This window comes from Rhizobacter sp., assembly GCA_021153565.1.
In the GTDB taxonomy this organism is placed as follows: Bacteria; Pseudomonadota; Gammaproteobacteria; order Burkholderiales; family Burkholderiaceae_C; genus Albitalea.
The window spans coordinates 1-24,531 of record JAJKJU010000112.1 but is presented as its reverse complement, the minus strand read 5'-3'; the positions used below and the strand labels follow the sequence as shown (position 1 = coordinate 24,531).

General features: G+C 62.7%; 15 protein-coding genes. 8 read left to right on the top strand and 7 right to left on the bottom strand.

The genetic code is table 11. From position 1 onward, the window contains the following. Positions 1-186: 186 nt before the first annotated feature. Positions 187-1,359: an efflux RND transporter periplasmic adaptor subunit gene (locus AC30NL_RS07030; RefSeq protein ID WP_489463295.1), complete on the bottom strand. Its 1,173-nt coding sequence runs from the start codon at positions 1,357-1,359 to the stop codon at positions 187-189. A 307-nt stretch (positions 1,360-1,666) separates the two neighbouring features. On the opposite strand from AC30NL_RS07030, the gene AC30NL_RS07025 reads away from it, so the two are divergent. Then, positions 1,667-2,233, top strand: a complete 567-nt coding sequence (locus tag AC30NL_RS07025; RefSeq protein ID WP_489463294.1) for a YceB family lipoprotein — start codon at positions 1,667-1,669, stop codon at positions 2,231-2,233. Between the two features lie 1,324 nt (positions 2,234-3,557). Here the strand turns inward: AC30NL_RS07025 and AC30NL_RS07020 are convergent. The 3 genes from AC30NL_RS07020 to AC30NL_RS07010 are packed head-to-tail and all read right to left on the bottom strand — an operon-like array spanning position 3,558 to position 6,895. After that, positions 3,558-4,328 (bottom strand): hypothetical protein, encoded by a 771-nt coding sequence (locus AC30NL_RS07020; protein ID WP_489463293.1) that lies wholly within the window; start codon positions 4,326-4,328, stop codon positions 3,558-3,560. Between the two features lie 27 nt (positions 4,329-4,355). After that, positions 4,356-6,671 carry a hypothetical protein gene (locus tag AC30NL_RS07015; protein ID WP_489463292.1) on the bottom strand — a complete coding sequence of 772 codons (2,316 nt, stop codon included), beginning with the start codon at positions 6,669-6,671 and terminating at the stop codon, positions 4,356-4,358. A 23-nt stretch (positions 6,672-6,694) separates the two neighbouring features. After that, complete coding sequence (locus tag AC30NL_RS07010) at positions 6,695-6,895, bottom strand: hypothetical protein (RefSeq protein ID WP_489463291.1); 201 nt, start codon at positions 6,893-6,895, stop codon at positions 6,695-6,697. 315 nt (positions 6,896-7,210) lie between these two features. Between AC30NL_RS07010 and AC30NL_RS07005 the strand changes: the two genes are divergently transcribed. Further along, positions 7,211-8,035: an undecaprenyl-diphosphate phosphatase gene (locus AC30NL_RS07005; RefSeq protein WP_489463290.1), complete on the top strand. Its 825-nt coding sequence runs from the start codon at positions 7,211-7,213 to the stop codon at positions 8,033-8,035. A gap of 868 nt (positions 8,036-8,903) precedes the next feature. Here the strand turns inward: AC30NL_RS07005 and trmB are convergent. Next, positions 8,904-9,605: a tRNA (guanosine(46)-N7)-methyltransferase TrmB gene (gene trmB, locus AC30NL_RS07000; protein WP_489463289.1), complete on the bottom strand. Its 702-nt coding sequence runs from the start codon at positions 9,603-9,605 to the stop codon at positions 8,904-8,906. A gap of 92 nt (positions 9,606-9,697) precedes the next feature. Between trmB and AC30NL_RS06995 the strand changes: the two genes are divergently transcribed. The 4 genes from AC30NL_RS06995 to AC30NL_RS06980 all read left to right on the top strand — a co-directional run bounded on the left by AC30NL_RS06995 (position 9,698) and on the right by AC30NL_RS06980 (position 17,546). After that, positions 9,698-11,758: an NAD(+) synthase gene (locus AC30NL_RS06995; RefSeq protein WP_489463288.1), complete on the top strand. Its 2,061-nt coding sequence runs from the start codon at positions 9,698-9,700 to the stop codon at positions 11,756-11,758. Between the two features lie 910 nt (positions 11,759-12,668). Continuing rightward, positions 12,669-14,480: a serine/threonine protein kinase gene (locus tag AC30NL_RS06990; protein WP_489463287.1), complete on the top strand. Its 1,812-nt coding sequence runs from the start codon at positions 12,669-12,671 to the stop codon at positions 14,478-14,480. Positions 14,481-14,610: 130 nt separating this feature from the next. Beyond that, positions 14,611-16,200 carry a D-alanyl-D-alanine carboxypeptidase/D-alanyl-D-alanine-endopeptidase gene (locus AC30NL_RS06985; RefSeq protein ID WP_489463286.1) on the top strand — a complete coding sequence of 530 codons (1,590 nt, stop codon included), beginning with the start codon at positions 14,611-14,613 and terminating at the stop codon, positions 16,198-16,200. A 113-nt stretch (positions 16,201-16,313) separates the two neighbouring features. After that, a complete protein-coding gene (locus AC30NL_RS06980) occupies positions 16,314-17,546 on the top strand; it encodes a DUF445 domain-containing protein (RefSeq protein WP_489463285.1) in 1,233 nt (410 codons plus the stop codon). Here AC30NL_RS06980 and AC30NL_RS06975 read toward each other — a convergent pair. Both AC30NL_RS06975 and AC30NL_RS06970 read right to left on the bottom strand, forming a co-directional pair. After that, on the bottom strand, positions 17,515-18,156 hold the full coding sequence (locus tag AC30NL_RS06975) for a UdgX family uracil-DNA binding protein (RefSeq protein ID WP_489463284.1): 642 nt from the start codon (positions 18,154-18,156) through the stop codon (positions 17,515-17,517). The two genes, AC30NL_RS06980 and AC30NL_RS06975, sit on opposite strands and share 32 nt — an antisense overlap. A gap of 151 nt (positions 18,157-18,307) precedes the next feature. Continuing rightward, positions 18,308-20,494, bottom strand: coding sequence for a sodium-translocating pyrophosphatase (locus AC30NL_RS06970; RefSeq protein WP_489463296.1), 2,187 nt, complete (start codon positions 20,492-20,494; stop codon positions 18,308-18,310). Positions 20,495-20,887: 393 nt separating this feature from the next. Between AC30NL_RS06970 and ppa the strand changes: the two genes are divergently transcribed. Together ppa and AC30NL_RS06960 are read left to right on the top strand one after the other, a co-directional pair. Then, entirely contained in the window at positions 20,888-21,427 is a 540-nt protein-coding gene (gene ppa / locus AC30NL_RS06965) for an inorganic diphosphatase (RefSeq protein ID WP_489463283.1), read from the top strand. Between the two features lie 285 nt (positions 21,428-21,712). Then, positions 21,713-24,430: a M16 family metallopeptidase gene (locus AC30NL_RS06960; protein ID WP_489463282.1), complete on the top strand. Its 2,718-nt coding sequence runs from the start codon at positions 21,713-21,715 to the stop codon at positions 24,428-24,430. The last annotated feature ends 101 nt before the right edge of the window (positions 24,431-24,531 follow it).

Genomic DNA, 24,531 nt, shown 5'->3' with positions numbered 1-24,531 from the left:
CAAAAGGCGCCTGATCTAGGCGCAAAGCGCAGCCATAGCCCGGGCTATGGCGAGCATTTGTAACGACGAGCAGGGGTCTTTTGGCGTGATGAGCGGGCATGGTCGAAATACTCTCAGCCTCTCAGACGGTGCCGAGCTGCGTCGGCAGGCAGGAGCGAGGGGACATGTCAGAGGCTGAGAAAGTTCTCAGACGGCCGAGGCGCGTGATGCAGGCAACGGTGCCGGGGCCGGCCCGATCATCTTCACTGAAGTTCCGTCGCGCACGTTGCCGGCGGAGCCGCGCAGCACCGCGGTGTTATCGGCAAGGCCATCGACGATCTCCACTGCGTTCTCGGTGCGTCCGTCGATGATCGCGTCGCCGCGTGTCCCGAGCGTCACGTTGCGCTGGGTCACGCGGTTGTTGGCGACGACGAGCACATAGGGCCTGGCTTGGTCGACGCGCACCGAGGTGGCTGGCACGACCAGTGCCTTGCTGCGTTGGAGATCGATCTGTCCTTTGGCGAAGAGGCCCTGACGCAATGCCGGGTGGCTCTGCAGCGCAAGGTAGACCATGACGGCCCGCGTCCCCGGCTGAGTGCTTGGGTTGATGCGCGCCACCGTCGCCAACGCTGGCTCCCTCAGGCCATCGACGACGAGGCGGGCGCGCTGCCCTACGTTCAAGTCCGCCACATCCTCGGGCGCCACGGCAGCTTCGAGTTCGATGCGCGACAGATCCACCACCTCGACGATCTTCATGTCGATGGCCGCGCGCTCACCCGGCTGAACGAGGCGCTGCGACACGATGCCTGAGATAGGGGCAGTCAGCAGCGCATCAGCCCGCGATTTTTTGGCGAGCGCGACAGCCGCAGCCGCTGCTTCGTAGTTGGCCTTGGCAGCCGCCTGGTTCGACACCGATGTCTCCAGACCCGTGGCCGAGATGAAGCCCTGGGCCACCAATGCACGGTTGTTGTCGAGCGCACGTTTGGCGATGTCGAGCTGAGCCTTTGACGAGTCGGCGGTCTGTTCGGCCTGCCGCAGGCGCCAATCGAACTCGGTCGTGTCGAGCTGTCCGATGACTTGGCCTGCCTTGACCGTGTCGCCTTCTCGCACCAGCAACGACTTCACTTCGGCCGCGACCTTGGCCTTGACCACGGCACTGTTCACGGCCTTCAGGCCGCCTGAGACGGCAAGCGTGCGCGTGAGTTCAGTTGGATGCACGATGACGACGTCGGTCGACGACAGTTCGAGCTGCAAGGGCGCCTTGGCCGATGCTGCAGCCGCTGCGTTCTCGAGCTGCCGCGCCTTCATGGATCGCACCGCCAGGCCACCGACGAGCAGCACGCAGACCATGCCTATGGTCCAGGGTAGCCAGCGTTTCATGCGACCTTTCTCGGGCTATTTTTTCTGGATGCACTTGCGCAAGTCGTCAGCGGACAGGTCTTTTTACCGACAGTTCCGCAACGTGCGGCACCCAGCAGTTCCTGCGGGCGCGCTTGACGGGTGGCGGGAGTGGTCTTGATATCCATCCTCAAGATACTGACTGATCGGTCAGTAATGTAGCGGGCGAGGGGGAGAGTCAGGGCAGGCAGTAGATCAATGGCATGCAGGCTGCCAACTACAACCGTTACCGGCTGTTTCGAACGGCCTCGTCTATCCTTTCGGCCGTTGCTCCGAGGGGTTAGAACAAATGAACATCGCACGACGCATCAGAACGCTCTTTCTGCTCGCGGTTTCGGCCGCTTTCTTGTCGGCCTGCGCCACGATGGGCGGCACCAAGACCATGACATTCAGCGACGCCGACATGGCCCGCATGCTTGAATCGCAAGCGCCCTTCCAGAAGCGCCTGCTCGATGTCCTGGACGTTCGCATCAACCACCCCAGCGTTCGATTGCTGCCCGAGAGCAATCGCCTGGCGACCGATCTTGAGGTGTCGACAATCGAACGCATCAGCGGCAAGACCTACTCCGGGCGCATCGCCGTCGACTACGCACTGCGTTACGACGAGGCTGCTCACGCCATCCGCATGACGCAGGTTCGCGTCAACACGCTGCAAATCGACAACTTGCCATCGCCAGAGAAGTCAGGGCTGAATCGGCTGGGCTCGCTGATCGCAGAGCAACTGTTGAACGAAGCGGTGCTGTATCGATTCAAGCCCAGCGACTTGAAGAATGCCGAGGGGTACGGCTACAAGCCGAGCGCGGTGACCGTGACGTCGCGCGGAGTTGAGGTGACCTTGGCGCCGATCAGCCGGTAGCTCAGCCCCACCCCTTTCAAGGTCTTGTATTGGCTCCTCTCCCCGCTGGGGAGAGGTTGGGTGAGGGGCTGCGGTGATGGCCAACCCATGGCTTTATTCACCGCCCACGGCCCTCACCCCAGCCCTCTGCCAGAGTCGCCGGGGGAGAGGAAGCCGAAATGCATTAACTTCGAAGCGGGCCACAGCGATCTGGCGTGTATTGCTCCCTCGCCCCTTCGGGGAGAGGGCTGGGGTGAGGGGCTTGAGCCTCCGAGCAAACATGAACTTGTCATGCGTCAACCCCGCCTTCTTCATCGCCAAAGGGGGGGGCGGAGGGATCGAGCAGGTGCGGGCGATGGGGAGGGCGTGGGGCTGCCTTGACGGAGATCCGGGGTGTGATTTTTGGGAGACCCCTCTCCCCAAACCCTCTCCCCCCGCCGGGGGAGAGGGAGCCGAAATGCTTTACTTCGAAGCGGGCCGCAGCGAGCTGGCGTGTATTGATCCCTCGCCCCTTCGGGGAGAGGGCTGGGGTGAGGGGCCTGGGCCTCCGAGCAAACATGAACTTGTCATGCGTCAACCCCGCCTTCTTCATCGCCAAAGGGGGGGGGCGGAGGGATCGAGCAGGTGCGGGCGATGGGGAGGGCGTGGGGCTGCCTTGACGGAGATCCGGGGTGTGATTTTTTGGAGACCCCTCACCCCAACCCTCTCCCCCCGCTGGGGGAGAGGGAGCCGAAATGCTTTACTTAGAAGCGGCCACAGCGATCTGGCGTGTATTGCTCCCTCGCCCCTTCGGGGAGAGGGCTGGGGTGAGGGGCCTGGGCCTCTGAGCAAACATGAACTTGTCACGCGTCAACCCCGCCTTCTTCATCGCCAAACGGGTGGTGTGGAGGGGTTGAGCAGGTGCGGGCGATGGGGAAGGCGTGGGGCTGCCTTGACGGAGATCCGGGGTGTGATTTTTGGGAGATCCCTCACCCCAACCCTCTCCCCCGCCGGGGGAGAGGGAGCCGAAATGCGTCGCCGGGGGAGAGGAAGCCGAAATGCGTTACTTCGAAGCGGGCCGCAGCGAGCTGGCCTGTATTGCTCCCTCGCCCCTTCGGGGAGAGGGCTGGGGTGAGGGGCCTGGGCCTCTGAGCAAACATGAACTTGTCATGCGTCACCCCCGCCTTATTCATCGCCAAAGGGGTGGCGCGGAGGGATCGAGCAGGTGCGGGCGATGGTGGAGGCCGTGGGGCTGCCTTGACGGAGATGGGTGTGATTTTTTGAGAGACCCCTCACCCCAACCCCTCCCAGAGCCTCCCAGAGGGACCCGGAGGGAGAGGGAGCGAAGACCTTGAAGGGATGCCTCTCAGTTCCAAGAGGCTTGATAGCGGCCCTGCACGACGGCGATCGACAAACGCAGGACTTTCGGCTCGACGCTGCGATAGGCGTGCAGCAACCCGGCCAATGCGCTTTCTCGCGGAGAGATCGCGAGCGTCAGCGCGTCGTTGTCGCAATCCAGACGCGATTCCGGCTGGGCTGAAATGGCGCATGCGCCACCATCGGCGGGTGCCTGCCATGCGCTGAGTTCACGATTCAAGGCTTCGGAGATTTGCGCACGGGCGGCTTGTATTTGCATGAGCATGGTGGGGGGAGGGCTCATGGGTTGCGGCGGGGGCGCGGATGTCGGGGCAGACCACCGCGCCGCCGTCGAACCGCCGGGGATGCCGATGCGGGGAAGGCCGAAGGCGATTCCCTGTGGCTCGGCGGTGCGGAATTCGGTGACGGCATCGAAGCGTCGGACTTGGGCGACGGGCTGGGTTCGGGTGGAATGTTTGGTTGGCGCGGCACGGTCGCGGTCTGGACCCGGGTGATGAATTCGGGTCTGCACGGCAGGCTGATCTTGGCTTGCGTCCCGGCTACGTGCTGTTGACGAAACGAGGCGCATCGACATCCGCGTGCTGTTCGCTTCGGGATTCACCGCTTCTTGCCATTGCATCGCGATAAAGGCCGCGTGCAGCGCCACGATGCCACCGACGATCGCCCAAAAAACACGAGTGCCCGACCGGGATGGCGTGACCATCCCGGCCGGGCATTCGGCCGTGCAGGCAAGCTTCCATGAGCCAGCACGGTGCCGCATGGACGGCTCCCTTCCTCGTTGTCAGTCTCAGTACTTCACGTCGCCGTCAATGACGCGCGGCGTGTCGGTCACCACCGGCTTGTCGCCGATGTAGATGGGGGATTCCGGGTCAGATGGGTTCTTCAGGCCGCTTGCATCGGGCAGTTGAGCGGCCGAGGGCAGGTTCACACCGGCCGCGCTGCACACCGCCGCGTCCTTTCGGGCAAAGCGGATCTCGCGGTCCAGCCACTTGGCGAGGTAGGCGCTCGAGCCGTTGTTCATGCGGCCCATCACCTCGTCGAAGGGAATGACGAAGGCCGGCACGTAGCGCGACTCATTCGTCTCGCAGCTCACATGCTCGTTCGTCAGCCGCGACACGCAATGGCCGGGGATGCCCCACAGGTCACCGAACCCGCCGTACTGCAGCACGATGGACTTGCCCGCGTACTGACCGTACTTCGCATCGCTCGGCACGCCGTAGGTGACTTGCAGCGGCGCGTCGAAGGCGACGATGTCACCTGCGGAATCCTTCACCGCGGCGAACTGATTCCACTGATTGGGGCCTGTTTCCCATTGGTAATAGACATCGAGTTCGTCGACCTTTCGATCGCAGTAGTGCGAGGCATCGTTCGGGCACTGCGCATCGCTGAGCGTTGCGAAGAGGCGACCGGTGCGCACCCCATTCTGGTACTGCGGGCGGGCCCTCAGTGCATCGGAATTGGTGAAGGTGACGGCAGCGTTGGCGCCGTCAAGCAGCATGGCATTGGCAGCATCCGTCGTGTAGGTCACCACGCCGCCGGCGGCGGTCGGCATCCAGTTGTTGAATGTCGTGCTCACAAACGGTGATGCGGACTCGGAACCTTGTGCGAAATAGCTGGCCATGGTTGCTGCGGTCGGGCATTCGCGCAGGCAATACAGCGATGCCGGCATCTGCGCCGGGTACACCAGGTCCTGCACGCGGTAGATCACGTTCACGCTCGCCGAGTCGGGCGTGCCGCTCACGCCAGCGAGCGGAATGAACAGCTCGCCGCCCAGCGACTGCGACCAGCCGCGCACGCCGCCCTGCACAGCGAAGTACGAAGCCTGCACCGTCTTCACGCTGTCGAGGTCACGGGTGCTGCAGCCCCTGTCGCCACACTCCATGGTGCCCGTCACCTTGAAGGCCTTTGCCGATTCGTCCCAGTACATCTCGTACTGTTTGTTGCCGACGGCGCCCTCGAAGAAGCCGGTGGTGTCGAAGACGAACGCGTTGAACTTGATCTGGTCGGCCGACGACAGCGTGCGTGTCTTCTTTGTGTACTTCATCAGGCGGCCATCGGCCTTGACGAGCGTGTACGGGGTCTTGGTCGGAGGTTGATCCTGCACATACTGGACGCGTTGCACCGTGGCGCCATTGGTGATTTGCCCCGCCGCCTCGGCGGGCAGCCACAGGCCGTAGTAGCCCACCTGGCCGTGGTACGTGATGCCGTCGGGCGCGGTGAAGTCGATGGAGAAGCCCGACTGCAGCGTGACACGGTCGCCGCTCGACGCGTCGTACAGGCCGTAACGCCACACCGACATGCCCGTGTCCGGGTCATCTGCCAGCCGGCTGAAGCATTCGTCAGACGTGCCGTCCGAGCGACGGAAGAGGCTCGCGTTGTAGGCGAAGGAGTAGGCGACGCTTTGCCCCATCTGGCTCATTTGCAGCGCGCCCGAGCCGCTGTCGCTTCCGCTGGTGGTCATGCGCAAGGCCGTGGTGTTGACGCCACCACCACCCCCGCCACCACCACCGCCACCGCCACCGCCGCCGCCCATCTCGGTCTCGTAATAGCTGATGCCGCTGCTGCTGCCGTCGAGGAAGCCGTTCATCATGCAGGGGCCAGTGCTGCCCTTGCCGCAGTAGTCGATGCGAAAGGTGCCGTACGGATTGGTTTCCGAAGGCGCTTCGCTGGCCGACGTGTTCAGGAAGATCGTGACCGGCATGTCCTTTTCGCTCATGTCGATCCACGTCTTCACCCGCATCGGGTCGGTGTTCGACGCGCGAGTCGAATTAACGATGGCGCTGAGATAGGACGGTGCGGACGAGCCGGCACTGTCCGAGCTTGAGTTGCTGCTGTCGGAGCGCGAGTTCGGGTCGCACTTCTTCTTGTCGACGAGGGCGATGTAGCTGTCCTTGTTCACCAGGGCGTCTGGACGCATGCCGGTTGTGAAGCAGGTGATCATGTTCACCTGCGAGATGCCCTGCGAGGTCGCGTCCTCCACGTGCGTGTGCTGCGCATCGGTTCGGTAGGGCGAAGTCGAGCCAGGCGCGGCCAAAGACAAAGCGGGCAGCGCGGCGGCAATCGCGACGGCGAGGGTGCTGCGGCAAAGATTCAATGAGCTCATGGGCTGTCTCCTGCGTCTGTGGGTCAGTTGGCGTTCTTCGCGGTGACCACCGAGACACTGGCCGGTGTCGTCACGCCGTCAACACTTTGTGCCGACGGGGCAGGTGGCGGGGATGCGACTGGCACTGTTCCCGACGCGCCGGAACCGCCTCCGCATGCTGCAAGACTCAGGGTGAGGGACACGAGAACTGCCGCGACTGCGGCGCCTTCGGTGAGACGATCCATGAAGGGACCTCCAATACAAGCTCTGTCGAAAAGGGGAACTGCAACCTTCCGCGGCGACGCAGCATGGGGCCATGCGAGGCGCGGGCAATGGTGAATCGGTTGCGCGAGGAGCTTCTTGACCGGGAAGCACGCGCAGTCGTGAGAAGTTGCGCGATGTGACGAAGCGGTGACGACGAGCGGTTTCGGTTTGGTCGCCAACGGCTAGTGCAAGCGAGCAGCCGACACTTGTGGCTTGACGCGACACCAGTGGCCTGTTCAGGTTCGGCTAAGGGTTGACCCGCTATCATCCCGCGCTTTGACGACGGGGAGCTTCATTTGGACGTCATTTTGCTGGTCAAGGCTGCGGTCATGGGCATCGTCGAAGGCCTGACAGAGTTCCTGCCGATCTCGTCGACGGGCCACCTGATTCTTGCGGGCTCGTTGCTCAAGTTCACCGGCGAAGCGGCCAAGGTGTTCGACATCGCGATCCAGTCGGGCGCGATCTTCGCGGTCGTCCTCGTCTACTGGCAGCGCGTTCGCGACACTGTCGCCGGGCTCGGGTCAGATGTGCGTGCGCGGCGTTTCGCGCTCAACGTGACGGTGGGCTTCTTGCCGGCGGCAGTGCTTGGCGTGCTGTTCAACAAAGCGATCAAGGCACATCTCTTTACACCGCAGGTCGTGGCGACGACCTTCATCCTCGGCGCCTTCGTGATCCTGTGGGCCGAGCGCCGTGCAAAGCCTTCTGTCCGTGTGCAAACAGTGGACGACATGACGCCGGTCGACGCCATCAAGGTGGGCTTGGCGCAATGCCTTGCGCTGGTTCCGGGCACGAGCCGATCGGGCGCGACCATCATTGGCGGCATGCTCTTCGGCTTGAGCCGCAAGGCGGCGACGGATTTCAGCTTCTTTCTTGCGATCCCGATTCTGATCGGGGCGGGGGTGTGGAGCCTGTGGAAAGAGCGCGCGCTTCTTTCGACGGCGGACATCCCGGTGTTTCTGGTCGGGCTGGTGTTCTCTTTCGTGAGCGCGTGGCTGTGCGTTCGCTGGCTGCTGCGCTACGTGGCAACGCACGACTTCGTGCCGTTTGCCTGGTATCGCATCGTGTTCGGCTTGATCGTGCTCGCGACATGGTGGAGTGGCCTGGTCGTCTGGGCCGAGTAGTTTTCGGTAGCAGGCCGAAACTCGGCTGTTCCGTTGCCGAGTTGTGGCGCTTTGTCGGCGAAAAGGGAGGGGCCTCTGCAGCGGGCCTTCGACCCCTTCACCGCACTCGTCGATAACTTCGTTCAGGATCAAACCTGAATTGGAAAAGACGATGCAATCGCCCTGGCGGTTCTTCCTTCAGCGTCCTTCAGCGCCATACGTGCCAGTCGCCTGCATTCGTGCCGAACCACATGGTCTTTACGGCCCTACCGCCACACGTAGACGTCCAGAATATATCAACCTTGTAAACAGATCGGCCGACGGCTAATCTATTATCCTTCCAAGGATAAGTGTCATAGTTTCTTCCGTTTATATACGTTCGTACGCATCCATTTGTATGATTGTGGAGAGTGACATGGGGGGCGGCGTACTGCGCCGGAGACCAGTTGTCCCCGGGCGCGTTATCCCCCCCCACAGACGCATTCGAAACTCCCGCTGCAGCCGCCATTGCCGCTACAAAATAGGAAACCCGACGAAGAGCATGTTTCATACTTAATTCTCACTGAGTTGCATTGTGGAAGGGGCCTGCAAAAGCTCGCCCGAGTCAAGGCTCATTTCCATTACGTGATGAGCGAAAGACGCAGGCGAAGCCGGTGCGTGCCGGTATTTGATCCGGTCACATCGATTAAAGGATCAAAGATACGGACGCCACACGCGGGAGCGACTCGCAGAAAACTTGGCTAGGTCTCGGCGAATCGTGTTAACGCGAAGCGTGTCGTATGTCTCATTCTTCGTGCCGGGCCCTCGCAAGTAATGTTCAACTCATGACCTTTGTGTGATGAGCATGATTGGTCATTTCGATGGGCTCTGCCGCAAGTTCAGCGGGTTGCTATGGCCTTCTGAGAAACACCAAATCCCAAACCCCGTGCCCCAACTGCAAGCCGCGGTTCTCGAACTTCGTGAGCGGCCGGTAGTCCGGTTTCGGCGCGTATCCATCCGCCGTGTTTTCCAGAGCAGGCTCGCCTGACAACACCTCGAGCATCTGCTGCGCATACGGCTGCCAGTCGGTCGCGCAATGCAGGTAGCCGCCCGGCGCAATCCGTGTCACCAGGCGGGCGACGAATTCAGGCTGGATCAAGCGCCGCTTGTTGTGCTTTTTCTTGTGCCACGGGTCCGGAAAGAACACGTGCACGCCCGACAGCGAGGCCGGCGCGATCATGTGTTCGAGCACCTCGACGGCATCGTGCTGCACGATGCGGATGTTGCCGAGCTGGTTCTCGCCGATGAGTTTGAGCAAAGCGCCCACACCCGGAACATGCACTTCTACGCCGAGATAGTTCGTTCCCGGCATGGCTTTCGCGATCGCTGCGGTCGCCTGGCCCATGCCGAACCCAATCTCCAGAACGATGGGTGCCTTGTGGCCGAACAAGGCTTCGACATCAAGCCTTCGCGGCGAATACGGCACCACGAAACGTGGCCCGAGTTCTTCAATGGCACGGATCTGCCCCGTGCCCATGCGCCCTGCGCGCACGACGAAGCTGCGGATGCTGCGACGCAGCGGGAAGTCGGTGGGGTCGTTTGTCGTACTCATGGAGGCTGGGGATTTTGCCTGCAAGCCCGAGGCCCCGGTCGGGCGTGTGCGTCTCTACCAAAGCTTTTCGCCTACACGACACAATGCAGGCCATGATTGACCGATCCAGCTTCTTCAACCTCTACAGCCATGGCTTCGCCCGGGTGGCGGTGGCCGTGCCTGCTAACCGCGTCGCAGATCCGGCCTACAACGCCGCGCAGACGGTGAGCATGATGGCCGAGGCTTCGCAGGCGGGCGCTGCGCTCGTGGTGTTTCCCGAACTCGGCCTCTCGGGTTATACCTGCGACGACCTCTTCCATCAGCAGGCTTTGCTCGATGCATGCGAGGCGGCACTCGCGCAGGTGGTGCAAGCCTCTGTCGACTTGCCTGTCGCGACGGTCGTGGGCCTGCCTTTGCGGGTCGATCAGCGGCTTTTCAACTGTGCTGCAGTCGTGCAACGCGGACAGATCCTTGGCGTGGTGCCCAAGACCTATCTTCCGAACTACGCCGAGTTCTATGAGGCACGGCAGTTCAACCCGGCGGCGGCCACGACGGTGACCGAGATCGAATTGCTGAGGCAGCCCGTGCCCTTCGGAAGTGAGATCGTCTTTGAGGCGCAGGACCTTCCACTGCTCAAGTTCCACGTCGAGATCTGCGAAGACGTGTGGGTGCCGATTCCGCCTTCGTCGTATGCAGCGCTGGCAGGCGCCACAGTGCTTGTGAACCTGTCCGCATCAAACATCACGGTGGGCAAGGTGGACTATCGCCACCGATTGGTGAACATCCAATCGGCACGGTGCCTGTCGGCCTACCTGTACTCATCCGCAGGCATCGGCGAGTCGACCACCGATCTGGCGTGGGATGGGCAGGCGCTGATCTATGAGAACGGCGATCTTCTCGCCGAGTCGGAGCGCTTCAGCTACCGGTCGCACATGATCACCGCAGACGTCGACCTCGAGCGGCTCGCACACGAGCGCATGCGGCAAACGAGCTTTGGCCATTCGGTGAGCCAACATGCCCACCACATCGAGCGTTTTCGCCACGTGAGGTTCGAGCTCGGATTGCAATGCGAAGAGCGACTGCCGCTCAAGCGCGAAGTGCAGCGCTTCCCCTATGTGCCGACCGATTCCAAGCGCAAGGACGAACGGTGCAACGAGGTCTACAACATCCAGGTGCAGGCGCTGGTGCAACGTCTTTCGGCGGCGGGCATCAAGAAGCTCGTGATCGGCGTGTCGGGTGGGCTCGACTCGACACATGCGCTGCTGGTGTGCGCCAAGGCGATGGACCTGCTCGGTTTGCCGCGCACGAACATCCTCGGCTACACCATGCCAGGCTTTGCGACCAGCGGCCGCACGCTGGCGCAAGCAATCAGGTTGATGGAGGCGGTGGCTTGCAGCGCGCAGCAAATCGACATCCGCCCCAGCTGTGAACAAATGCTGAAGGACCTCGGTCATCCTTTCGCGGATGGCAAGCCGGTCTATGACGTGACTTTCGAGAACGTGCAGGCAGGCGAGCGCACGAGCCATCTCTTCAGGTTGGCGAATTTTCACCATGGCATCGTCGTCGGCACCGGCGATCTGAGCGAACTCGCGCTCGGCTGGTGTACCTACGGCGTCGGCGACCACATGTCGCACTACAACGTGAACGCGAGCGTCCCCAAGACGCTGATCAAGCATTTGGTCCGGTGGGTGGCTGATACGAAGCAGGTGGGCGAGCAGGGCAGCGGTGTGCTGCAAGACATTCTCGACACCGAGATCAGTCCCGAACTGGTTCCGGGATCCACGGACAAGGAGCCATCGCAAAGCACCGAAGCGACGATTGGCCCCTACGAGCTTCAAGACTTCAATCTCTTTCATGTGTTGCGCTATGGCTTCGCGCCTTCGAAGGTGGCGTTCCTCGCGCACCATGCCTGGCACGATGCAGAAGTCGGCGGCTGGCCCGAAGGTCCTGGCGTATTGCGCAATGCTTATGGCATCGCGGAGATCAAGAAGAACTTACGCATCTTCCTGCACCGCTTCTTCACGATCAGCCAGTTCAAGCGCACCTGCGTGCCGAATTCGCCCAAGGTTGGATCCGGCGGATCGCTGTCGCCTCGCGGCGACTGGCGCGCACCCAGCGATGCAGCGGCCACGCTGTGGCTCGCGGAGCTAGACACCGTGCCCGACAGCGACTGAGCTGCCGCCTTCCAATTCAGCCACTCGCACACCAGTCTGGACAAAGCACCACGCGTCAGGTCCTTCGTCTCCCGTCTGCCCAATGCGCTCGAGAATCGCGTCGGTGAACTCGCGCTGGGCCACATGCCGACCTGCGCGGCCTGCCGGTGATGCGCAACTGGTATGTGCTGCACCGGGCGAGCAAGTCGCTGAGCCCGGCCGCGACGGCGTTCGAGATGTTCATGCGCGCCGAAGCGCCGGGGTACATGAAAACCTTGCTGCCGAAGTAGTGCGTGGCTGCGGCGAACCCTCACCCCAGCCCTCTCCCGCAAGCGGGAGAGGGGGTGATCGCGCTCCCTCTCCACCGTACTCGGGGGAGAGGGTTGGGGTGAGGGGGGGGGCTGCGCGGCCAAGCGATTCGCTTGACTCAAGGCGCACTACGCCAGCAGCAGATCGCCGCTCTCCCGCAAGCGGAGGATCACGCCGCGTCGCTCGAGCTTGACCAGCAAGGCTCGACAACTCGACGTCTTCGCTCGGCCTGCGGCATTCCGACGCTCCTGGCAGGCGCCCTTGAGCTATCGATGAGTGGTGGAACGCGCCTTGCAATGCAAGCGTGGCGTCGTGCGTCGACCCAAGAGGCTGAGAGTATTTCGAACGTGTCCGAGCAGCACGTCAAAAGGCGCCTGATCTAGGCGCAAAGCGCAGCCATAGCCTGGCTATGGCGAGCATTTGCAACGACGAGCAGGGGGCTTTTGACGTGATGAGCGGGCATGATCGAAATACTCTCAGCCTCCGAGGCTTTTTGCCTGCTTCGGCAGTGACTGCCCTGGGCCCCGAGCCGACCGCGAACCGAAACCGATGGTCGTTCCTTTCCGAATCGGCCATTGGTTGTGCTGCAGGTTTTACGCGTCGTTGAAATGACCTTTGCGCCATGAGTTCGACAGATCCGTCAGCCGGCCACTCCCCTGGGGTCCACCCGGAGGTGCTGAATCGAGAGTCGCTCGTGCCCGGGACGCGAGTTGGTGACTTCGACATCATTCGAGTCATCGGCAGCGGCGGTTTCGGCACGGTCTATCTGGCGCTCGACAGTAGCCTCGATCGCGAAGTGGCCGTCAAGGAATTCCTGCCGGCACACCTTGCCTGTCGCGTGCCGGGACAGCAGCGGGTGAAACTGCGCTCGCAGTCATTCGAAGCCAAGTACAAAGCCGGTCTGCAATCCTTCGTCAACGAAGCGAAGATCCTCGCGCGCTTCAACCACCCCGGCATCGTCAAGGTCCACCGGTTCTGGGAAGCCAACGGAACGGCCTACATGGCGATGCCCTTCGTGCACGGACCGACGCTGCGCGATGTTCGATATTCGATGAAAGAGTCGCCCACCGAAGCCTGGCTGCGTGGGGTGCTCGATCCCTTGCTCGATGCGCTGTCGATGTTGCATGCCGAGGGCATCTTTCACCGCGACATCGCGCCGGACAACATCCTGCTGCCGAATGCGCGCGAGCCTGTGCTGCTCGACTTCGGCGCTGCGCGGCGCGTCATTGGCGACCACATGCAGGCCTTCACCGCCGTGTTGAAGCCGAGTTACGCGCCCATTGAGCAATACGCCGAAGCCTCGCAATTGAGGCAGGGGCCCTGGACCGATCTCTACGCACTCGGGGCCGTGGTGGTGTACATGCTCAACGCCATGCCGCCTCCGCCATCGGCAGTCCGCTTGATTCATGACGAGATGCCGCATCTGCTGCAGGATCCGCCTGCAGGTGTCTCCGCAAGCTTCCTGGCTGCCGTGCAATGGGCGCTCGCTGTTCGGCCGCAAGATCGGCCCCAGAGCGTGCAGCAGTTTCGCAATGCGCTGGACGGTCGAATCGTCGTGCCGGTGATGGCGCGGCGCGGCGACGAAGCTCCATCGGTCGGTCTGTCGACCGACCGCTTCATGCCTGGCCAGGCTGCGCGGGATGCCGGACCGCCTCAGCAAACCACGGTAGCGTTCGCGAGGCATGGCGACCCGGCGAGTTTTGACAAGCCCCAATCGGTCGCGTGGGACACGACGAACCAGCTTGCATCCACTCCTCCAGTGGCTGAGGCACAGCCAGGCGCCGCAGAGAAGCCATCTTGGCCGATGTCGTCGGCTGTGCAAGAAAGATTTGCTCGCCTGAGGCAAGGCGTGGGGGATCCTCCGCGTGCCACGCTGATCGCGGCGGGACTCGCGGTGTTGTTCGTGTCGGGTGCCGCGTTCGGCCTGCTCAAGAGCCAGCTCTCCGATTCCAGCGCAGCCACATGGCATGAGCTTGGCCGCCATGTGAAGTCATCCGAAGTGATCATCGAAGAACGCGCCGAGGATTCGCGGCCTGTGCCGCCGCTCGACGAGATGGCCGATTCAGTGGCGCAGCATGTTGCACCCTTGGCGCTGACCGCGGCGGTGACGTCAGCATCTACGGCAGCCCTCGGCGCAAGGGAGGCTAAGCCGGCCACCATGATGGCCAATGTGGTTGCACCCAGGGCAGCTACTGCCAACGGTTCCAACGTCAAGTTGCATGACAAACGCGTTGCCGTCAAGAAGCAGCCACAGCGACCCAAGTCGGCAAAGTTGGCGCAATGGGGCCCGCGTGAGACTTGCTCCGGCCGCAATTTCATCAGTGAGGCCATCTGCATCAACCGCAAATGCGATGAGCCCCGCTACAAGAGACACCCCCAATGCCTTGAGTTCGCACAGCACCTCGAAGAGAGGATGCGTCGTGGGCAGCATTGAACCCAACAGCGCGCAGCCCCGGCCGCCGAGACGCGTCGCCCATTTGGAGTGGTCGAGCACAGCACCAAAGGCTTGATACGTCCGACCGTATCGCGTCACACAGGGCACGGCCCTTGCCATTGAATCGACAATGTCGTTTCATCAATGGTCATCGTTGTTGTGTCTTCTTATAGGCGCCGTGTTGTCGTGGGGGTCGGCACGCGCTGGTGAATCAAAGTCGCCGGGGATTCCGCCTGAGATCGCGAAGAGCTTTTCTCTGTCGGGCCTTGCACTCAAGAACTTTGGCTTGTATGCCAAGCTCGTGGACAGCGATGCGTCCTCCACATTGGCCGCGCTCAATGCCGAACAGCCTTTCGTCATGGCATCGACCACCAAGCTGGTCACCTCGCTGGCGGCGCTTGATCTTCTCGGCCCCGATTACCGGTGGCGAACCCGAGCGTTTGCCACCGGGCCGTTGGAGGGAGGTCGCCTTGCGGGCGACTTGGTCATCGTGGGTGGCAGCGCGGGGCTCACGCCCGGAGAGTTGAGTCGATGGTTCAAGCAGATGCGCCGCGAGGGCCTGACGGAGGTAACGGGTTTCATCGTGCTCGAACGCGTGGCTCTTCTTCGCGAGTCCAACAACTGGCGCGAGTTGCTTGAGGCCAATGCAGTCCCGCAGTCGCAAGCCGTGGCCGTTGCGCTTGCTCCGCCCCCGGCTACGGCCTATGGCAACCGAGGCGCGCCGGGCTCGCTGGTTGTGGCCGTCGCTCCTTCGACTGGGACGCGGGCGATTCTGACCTTGAGCCCGCGGCCTGCCGGCATCACCGTGGTCAACGACGTCGTCATGGGTGAAGGCTGCGTGGCCTGGGCTGTGTGGGAATCGTCGGATGAGTCAGGGGCGGGCGCGCCGCAACTCGTGGTTCGTGGTCAATGGGATTCGAGCTGCGGCAAGCGCGTTGTCGCGTCGGTGCGCGCCCCGGCATCCGTGACGCTGGCTCCTGCGCCACAGGAGATGCCGACGCTTCGACTGCCTGTCATGGCGGTGCCCGCGCGCGCAGTTCCCGCCGTGCCGCTGATCGTTGCCGGTTTGTGGAAAAGCGCCGGTGGACGATTGGGTGGCCGCGTCATCGAGACTGACCGCTGGCCACGTGGTGCCGGGGCGAGATCGCAACCGCCGTGGGCGAGCCAAACCTCGATTCCGCTGGCCGAAGTGCTGCGCGAGATGAACAAGAACAGCAACAACCTCGCGGCCCGCAGCCTGTTGCTGTCGCTCGCCGACAGCACGGCGCAGGTGAGGCGAATCCGGCTCTCGGGCGAAGCGGCAAGGCTGCACGATGCGCAGGACCGCGTGCATGCGTGGCTTCTCACTCAAGGACTCGTTGATGGCGACATCAGGATCGATCTTGGCTCAGGTCAATCGCACGCGGAACGCGGCAAACCGCGAGCTTTGGTGCAGTTGCTTGCGAACGCATGGCAGGGGGGCGCCAAGCAGATCTTTCTCGAATCGCTCGCGATCGCGGGTGTGGATGGCACGCTTGCTCGCCGCATGCTCAAGGGGCCTGCGACAGGGCAGGCGTTCCTGAAGACTGGCACCTTGTCGGACACGCGCGCTCTCGCTGGCTACGTGCGCGCGAAGAGCGGCAAGGTGTATGCGGTGGCCGCGATCGTGAATCACCCCAAGGCAGCCCAGGCCACACCGTCGCTTGACGCATTCATCGAGTGGATCGCGAGGAACGGATAAGGAGCCCCATTTCATCCCGACCCCGAATTGCTGCGAATACCGGTCTGTCTTGCCAGATACTGCGCACATACCGCAGATCAAGGACCGGCTTGAGAACCAATGATCTTGCTCGCATGAAGGCGATCGCCCTCGGTTTGCTCGGCATGGCCGCCGTGCTGTACGGCGTCGCGTCAATGCTGCAATCGCGTCACCCTGGCTGGGGTTATGTGGCGGCCTTCAGTGAAGCGGCCATGGTCGGCGCAATCGCCGACTGGTTCGCGGTGGTTGCGCTCTTTCGTCATCCGCTCGGCGTGCCGATTCCGCACACGGCGATCATCCCGAGCAACAAGGACCGCATCGGCGAGAACTTGGCCACCTTCATCTGCGCGAACTTCCTGAGCACGCCGCAGGTGCTGGACAAGCTGCGCGGCTTCAACGCGGCATTCAAGCTCGCACGCTGGCTCGCAGACGAGATGCATGCGAAGCAGGTGGCTTGGCCACTGGGCGCGCTGGTGCGGTATGCCTTGTCGGCGCTGGACGACGTGCGGGTGCGCGAATTCTTCAAGGCAAACGTGCTGGAGCAGGTCGGGCGGCTGGACGCGGCGACGCTGTCGGCGCAGTTGATCGAAGTGCTGACCACCGACGGACGGCACCAAGCGCTGCTCGATGCGGTGCTGCGCAAGCTCGCCAACATGCTGGACCACGACGAGGTGAAGGCACGTGTGTCGGATGCCATCGCCAACGAGGTGAAGTACCTGCGCTTCGTCGGGCTGGACAACGTGGCCGGTCGATACGCCACCAGCAAGCTGGTGGCAGGTCTCATCAGTCTGGTTGGCGAGATGGCGGACAAGCCGCAGCATCCGCTGAGGCTGCAGTTCGACGAGTTCACCGCGTCCTTCGCCGCACGGCTGAGGACAGACCCCGAGCTGCGCACACGGTTCGATGCGATCAAGCACGAGCTGCTACAAAGCCCGGCGCTGGGGCGCTACCTGCAAGGCGTGTGGAGCGAGGTCATCACCTGGGTGAGGTCCGACTTGGAACGTGAGGATTCCAGCCTGCGCGCGGGCACGGCCGAGGCTGTCCGCATGGTGGGTCTGCGGCTGCTGGGCGACGTGGCCATGCAGGCGTGGATCAATGAGCAGCTTCTGGCGCAGGCGCCGCGCCTCATCGAGCGCTACCGCGAAGACATCCGCCAGTACATCATCGCCCGGGTGGCCGAGTGGAACACGCAGGAGATGACGGTGGAATTGGAGCGCAACATCGGGCGCGACTTGCAGTTCATCCGCATCAACGGCACGCTGGTGGGTGGTTCAGTGGGGCTGTTGATCCACACGGTTACCCAGCTGCTTTCCGAGCGGCTCGCATGATGGGGCTGGCTTTTCTCAAGTCGTCCAGCCAAGCGGCATAGACCGATTCGCGATCGTTCAGAGAGCGCAGCAACGCCGAAGGGTGCAGCGTCACCAGCACCTTGATGCTGTCGTCGCGGGTGAGCCACGTGCCGCGCTCAGCGAGCACCTTGACCGGGCGGCCCATCACCTGCCGCGCGGCGGTCGAACCCAGCGCGATGATGGCCTGCGGTTTCACATGCGCGATCTCGCTTTCCAGCCAATGCAGGCAGGCATCGGCCTCGCGCTGCGCTGGCGTCTTGTGCATGCGTCGCTTGCCGCGCAGCTCGAACTTGAAATGCTTCACCGCGTTGGTGACGTAGACGAGGTTGCGCGGCCAACCCAGCTCGTCCATCGCGCGCTGCAGCAGCTGGCCTGCAGGTCCGACGAAGGGTCGGCCCTGGCGATCTTCCTGGTCGCCGGGCTGCTCGCCTACCAACATCAGTGCCGCACGCACCGGGCCATCGCCCCACACCGTCTGCGTTCCGATGAAACCGATCGGGCATTCCCGGCATGTCGACGCTGCCTCTTTCAGCGATTCGAGGGCTTGCAAGTCCTGCTCAGGGCTTGCAGGTTTTCCCGGTTCGCTCATGGCGGGTGTTCGATGCTGCGAGGCATGTACTGGACGCAGCAAAGAAAGAGCCCGCCAAAGCGAGGAGCCCAGTGCGTGAACCACGCCCGCTGGGATCTGTGCGGGGTGTGCTCAGCAATTGACGTCCCTAACCCTAACCCGATCCAAATCCTTACTGTGAGGCGGAGGCGGCTGCAGACGCTGCCTCCGCGGCGGCGGGAGTGGAAGAGGTGGCGGCTGTGGACGCAGCCGGCGCGGAGATGGCCACCGGTGCGCCATGGCTCGTCGCCGCGGTGACCGGAAGCAGGGGAACGATCAACAGCGCCACGATGTTGATGATCTTGATGAGTGGGTTCACTGCTGGGCCCGCTGTGTCCTTGTACGGATCGCCCACGGTGTCGCCCGTCACGGCCGCCTTGTGCGCTTCCGAACCCTTGCCGCCGTGGTGGCCGTCTTCGATGTACTTCTTCGCGTTGTCCCATGCGCCGCCACCGGTGCACATGGAGATCGCAACGAAGAGGCCAGTGACGATGGTGCCCATCAGCAAGCCGCCCAGCGCCGCTGGCCCGAGCAACAGGCCGACGACGATGGGAGCGGCCACCGGCAGCAAACTCGGGATCACCATCTCCTTGATGGCCGCCGAGGTCAGCATGTCCACGGCCTTGCCATATTCTGGCTTGCCACTGCCATCCATGATGCCCTTGATGTCGCGGAACTGGCGGCGTACCTCTTCAACGACAGAGCCCGCGGCACGGCCCACAGCTTCCATCGCCATCGCGCCGAAAAGGTAGGGGATCAGGCCTCCGATGAAGAGGCCCACGATCACCATCGGCTCTGACAGATCGAAGGTGATGTGCATGCCGCGCGCATCGAGCGCGTGCGTGTAGTCCGCGAAAAGCACCAGTGCTGCAAGGCCGGCAGAGCCGATCGCATAGCCCTTGGTTACCGCCTTGGTGGTGTTGCCCACAGCGTCCAGGGGATCGGTGATGTCGCGCACGCTGTCTGGCAAGCCTGCCATCTCGGCGATGCCGCCGGCGTTGTCCGTGATCGGCCCGTAGGCGTCGAGTGCCACCACGATGCCGGCCATGCTGAGCATGGATGTTGCCGCGATCGCAATGCCGTAGAGGCCGGCGAGCTTGTACGACACGAGGATCGCGATGCATACGAAGATCACAGGCCATGCGGTAGAACGCATCGACACGCCCAGGCCGGCGATGATGTTCGTTCCGTGCCCCGTGGTCGACGCTTGTGCCACGTGCTGCACCGGCTTGTAGTCGGTGCCGGTGTAGTACTCGGTGATCCACACCATCGCGGCCGTCAGCACGAGGCCCACCACGCAAGCGGCGAAGAGACGCAACTGCGTGCCGGCGCCGAGCACGTCATCGGGCAGGAAGAACTTCGTGATGAAGTAGAAGCCGATCATTGAAATGACTCCCGCCACCGCGAGGCCGCGGTACAGCGCAGGCATGACGTTCTTCATGCCGGGCGATGCCTTGACGGCGCTGCATCCAACGATGGACGCGATGATCGAGAACCCTCCGAGCAGCAGCGGATAGGCGAGGATGCGCAACTGCATGTCGAGCGTGAGCGAGGCCGCGGTGAGGGCGCCGAGTGCCATCGTCGCGATCAGGGTCACGGCGTAGGTTTCGAACAAGTCGGCGGCCATGCCGGCGCAGTCGCCGACGTTGTCGCCCACGTTGTCGGCGATCACCGCCGGGTTGCGTGGATCGTCTTCTGGAATGCCCGCTTCGACCTTGCCCACCAGGTCAGCGCCGACGTCCGCACCTTTGGTAAAGATGCCGCCCCCCAATCGCGCGAAGATCGAGATGAGCGACGAACCGAAGGCCAGGCCGAGAAGTGGCTTGAGAATCGTCGCGAGGTTCTTGTCCGGCGTGATGCTGCCGTTGCCAGTGAGGAACAGATAGAAGATGGTCACGCCCAGCAGGCCCAGACCCACCACCAGCATGCCGGTGATTGCGCCGCCCTTGAACGCCACATCGAGCGCCGGCCCAATGCCTTGGGTGGCGGCTTGCGCGGTGCGCACATTCGCGCGCACCGAGACGTTCATGCCAATGAAGCCGCAGGAGCCCGAGAGCACCGCGCCGACTGCGAAGCCCACCGCGGTGGTCGTGTCGAGGAACACGCCGATCAGGATGGCCAGCACCACGCCCACCATGCCGATGGTCCGGTACTGTCGTGCGAGGTACGCCGCCGCTCCTTGTTGAATTGCACTCGCGATTTCTTGCATGCGCGGATTGCCTGCGTTCTGGCTCAGGATCCAGCTTCGTTGAATGAAGCCGTAGACGACCGCGGCCAAGCCGCAAGCCAGCGCAATGTAGAGCGCTACCGAAGTTGAAATCAACGGAATCTCCTTCTTCTGTCCGGGATGGATTGGAGGAATGCGCGCCAGCGCGAGAGCGAAGCGAGGCGCTCGGATCAGCCGGTGCACTCTAAGGGAAGGCCCATGACATGGCAACGACGCCGGCATGGTGGTTTTCCAGTGGGGGCTCTCGTCAAAAGGGCAGTTAGAGGCTGAGAGTATGTCGAGCGTGTCCGAGCAGCACGTCAAGAGGCACCTGATCTAGACAAAGCGCAGCCATAGCTCGTGCAATGGCGAGCATTTGCAACGACGAGCAGGGGCCTTTTGGCGTGATGAGCGGGCATGCTCGAAATACTCTCAGCCTCTCAGGGTCCTTGCATGGACCAATCGGTAAAATTCGGGTTTCCCCGAAAACCAGCGAGATCGAACATCATGAGCCTGCACAACGTCACCCCCGGCGCCAAGGCACCCGACCAATTCAACGTCATCATCGAGATCCCGATGAACGCCGACCCGATCAAGTACGAAGTCGACAAAGAGACCGGCGCCTTGTTCGTGGACCGCTTCATGACGACGGCCATGCACTATCCGTGCAACTATGGCTACATTCCGCAAACCCTGTCCGATGACGGAGACCCGGTTGACGTGCTGGTGGTGACGCCGTTCCCATTGACGCCGGGCGTGGTGGTGACGTGCCGTCCCATCGGCATCCTGCAGATGGAAGATGAAGCCGGTGGAGACGCGAAGCTGCTCGCAGTGCCCATCGACAAGGTGCTACCCATCTACACCCACTGGCAGAAGCCCGAAGACATTAACCAGATGCGCCTGAAGGCTATCCAGCATTTCTTCGAACACTACAAGGACCTCGAAGCCGGCAAGTGGGTCAAGGTCAAGGGCTGGGAAGGCCCGGAAGCCGCCAAGGCCGAGGTCGTGTCGGGCATGGCGGCCTTTGCCAAGAACCTCAAGAAATAGTTTGTTCTACGCTGAGAGGCTGCGAGTATTTCGCTCGTGTCCGAGCAGCACGTCAAAAGGTGCTTGATCTAGGCGCAAAGCGCAGCCATAGCTTGGCTATGGCGAGAATTTGCAACGACGAGCAGGGGGCTTTTGGCGTGATGAGCGGGCATGATCGAAAAACTCTCAGCCTTTGACGCATCAGGGGAGCTTTCGCTCCCCTTTTTTCTTGGCTGAAGGGGTGTGAACGATTTCAATACAAGCGCGCTCTAAACTCGCCCGCTCATCCTGTATCCCACTCACACCATGCTCCATCGCCTTGTTTGTGTGTTGCTGTTCATGTGCTCATCGGCCCTTGCTCCTGTGTGGGCACAGGCGCTGCCGACCGATGTGACCAAAGTCACTTCGGTTGAAGGCGTCGATGAATACCTTTTGCCCAATGGCTTGCAGGTGCTGCTCGTGCCCGACGACTCCAAGCCCACGACGACAGTGAATCTCACGGTGCGAGTCGGCTCCCGTCACGAGAACTATGGCGAGACCGGCATGGCCCATCTGCTCGAACACATGATGTTCAAGGGCACGCCAAAGCACCCCAAAGTCTGGGCCGAGTTCGAGAAGCGAGGCCTCGCGGCAAACGGCTCGACAGCGTTTGACCGCACCAACTACACGGCGAGCTTCTCGGCCAACGAAGAGAACCTCAACTGGTACGTAGGCTGGCTGGCCGATGCGCTGGTGAACAGCTATGTCGCGCGCAAGGATCTCGATACCGAGATGACGGTGGTGCGCAATGAGATGGAGCGCGGCGAGAACAACCCCGAGGGTACGTTGTACAAGAAGACGCTGGCAGTGATGTTCGACTGGCACAACTACGGCAAGAGCCCGATCGGTGCGCGTGCAGACGTGGAGAACGTCGATATTCCGCGGCTGCAGGCTTTCTATCACTCGTACTACCAGCCCGACAACGCGAGCCTGATCGTGTCGGGCAAGTTTGTGCCTGCCAAGTTGATTGCGACCGTTGCACAGACCTTTGGCAAGATCAAGAAGCCCACACGCAAGTTGCCCACGTTCTACACACTGGACCCGACGCAAGACGGTGAGCGCAGCCTGACGCTTCGCCGCGTGGGTGGAACGCCGGTGTTCTTCGCCGGCTATCACGTGCCGGCAGGGGCCGATCCCGACTATGCGGCCGTCGAGGTGCTGGCCAACGTGATGGGGGACACGCCGTCAGGTCGCTTGCACAAGCGCCTGACGGAGAAGCAGCTGGCAGCCGGCACGTTTGCATTTGCCCAAGCGATGGCCGATCCGGGTTTTGCGATCTTCGGCACGCAGCTCGCACCGGGGCAAGACCTCGACAAGGCTCGTGCCGAGCTTCTCGCGACGCTGGAGTCGGTAGCAGCCGAGCCAGTGACGGACGCCGAAGTCCAGCGCGCGAAGGCCAAATGGCTCAATTCGTGGGAGCAATCGTTCACCAATCCGGAGGCTGTGGGTCACGCGCTGAGCGACTACGTCTCGCTCGGCGACTGGCGCTTCTTCTTCCTGCTGCGCGATCGCGTGCGTGAGGTGCAGACTGCCGACGTTCAACGCGTGGCGACGCAGTACCTGCTGCCTGCGAACAGGACGTTGGGCACCTACGTCCCTACCGACAAGCCGCAGCGTGCGCCAACCCCTGTTGCGGTGAACGTGGCCGAGCAGTTGAAGAGATTCAAGCCTCAGGTCGCGGCGGCATCAACCGAAGCGTTCGAAGCCACGCCGGAGAACATCGACAAGCGCACACAGATGTTCACCGTCGCAGGCCTGAAGGCAGCGCTGCTACCCAAGGGCACGCGCGGCAACGCTGTGCATGCATACCTCACCTTGCGCTTCGGCGACGAGAAATCCCTATTCGGCACGGGAGAGGTACCGGACTTCGTGGCGGCGTTGTTGAACAAGGGAACCCGCACGATGTCGCGCGAGCAGTTCCAGGATCGGCTTGATCAGTTGAAGACCGAGATGGCCGTGACTTCTGAAGCGGGGCAGGTGAACGTGATCTTGGTATCGCGCCGCGACACGCTGCCGGCCGCGATTGCACTCGTGGGCGAGATGCTTCGCACACCCACCTTCCCGACCGATACGCTGGAAGAAACGAAACGCGGTGCACTCTCGGGCATCGAGCAGCAGCGCAAGCAGCCAGAGGCCGTGGCGGAGAACGCAGTGTCGCGCGTAGGTAATCCGTATCCGCGGGGTGATGTTCGCTACGCACGGACCTTCGACGAAATGGTGGCCGACGTGAATGCCGTGACGCTCGAGAAGGTGCGCGATTTTCACTCGCGCTTTTACGGAGCCAAGCGCGGCGAATTCGCAGCTGTGGGCGATATGGACGTGACACTGGTGCGCAAGGCCCTGGAGGAGGCCCTGGGCGACTGGAATGCGGGCATGGCCTTCACGCGTGTACCGCAGCCTCTGCTTCCGATCAAGCCTGAACGGCTGGTACTCGGCGTTCCCGACAATCAAAACGCAACCATGTTGGTCCGCCAGGGCATCCCGCTGACCGACAACGATGCGGACTATCCGGCACTCATGATGGCCAACTACTTGCTGGGCAGCGGCGGCAACTCGCGCCTGTGGAAGCGCATCCGCGAAGGCGAAGGGCTCTCGTATGACGTGCGCAGCCAGGTCGAGTGGGGCAGCGTCGAGCCGCATTCCGAATGGATCGCGACGGCGATCTTCGCGCCGCAGAACCAACCGAAGGTCGAGAAGGCCTTCAAGGAAGAGGTGGCTCGGGCGTTGAAGGACGGCTTCACCGCACAAGAGCTTTCCGAAGGTCAGCGCGGGCTTCTGAACTACCGCCGCCTCTCGCGCGCGCAAGACCGCAGCATCGCCGCGGGCTGGGCGCGGAACCTCTATCTCGGTCGCACCTACAAACGCAGCGCCGAAGTCGATGCGCAACTCGCCAAGCTCACGCTCGACGAAGTGAATGCAGCCCTGCGCAAGTACGTGAAGCTTGATTCGACGGTGGCTGCCTTCGCGGGCGACTTCAAGCTCTAGGCCGAACTTTGACGACCACCGAGACCTAAGTGCCCGCCCTGCTTGAACTTTTCGTTCGCAGGGTGTGGGGCTACTGGGTACAAGCCGGGTTTAAGTCGAGT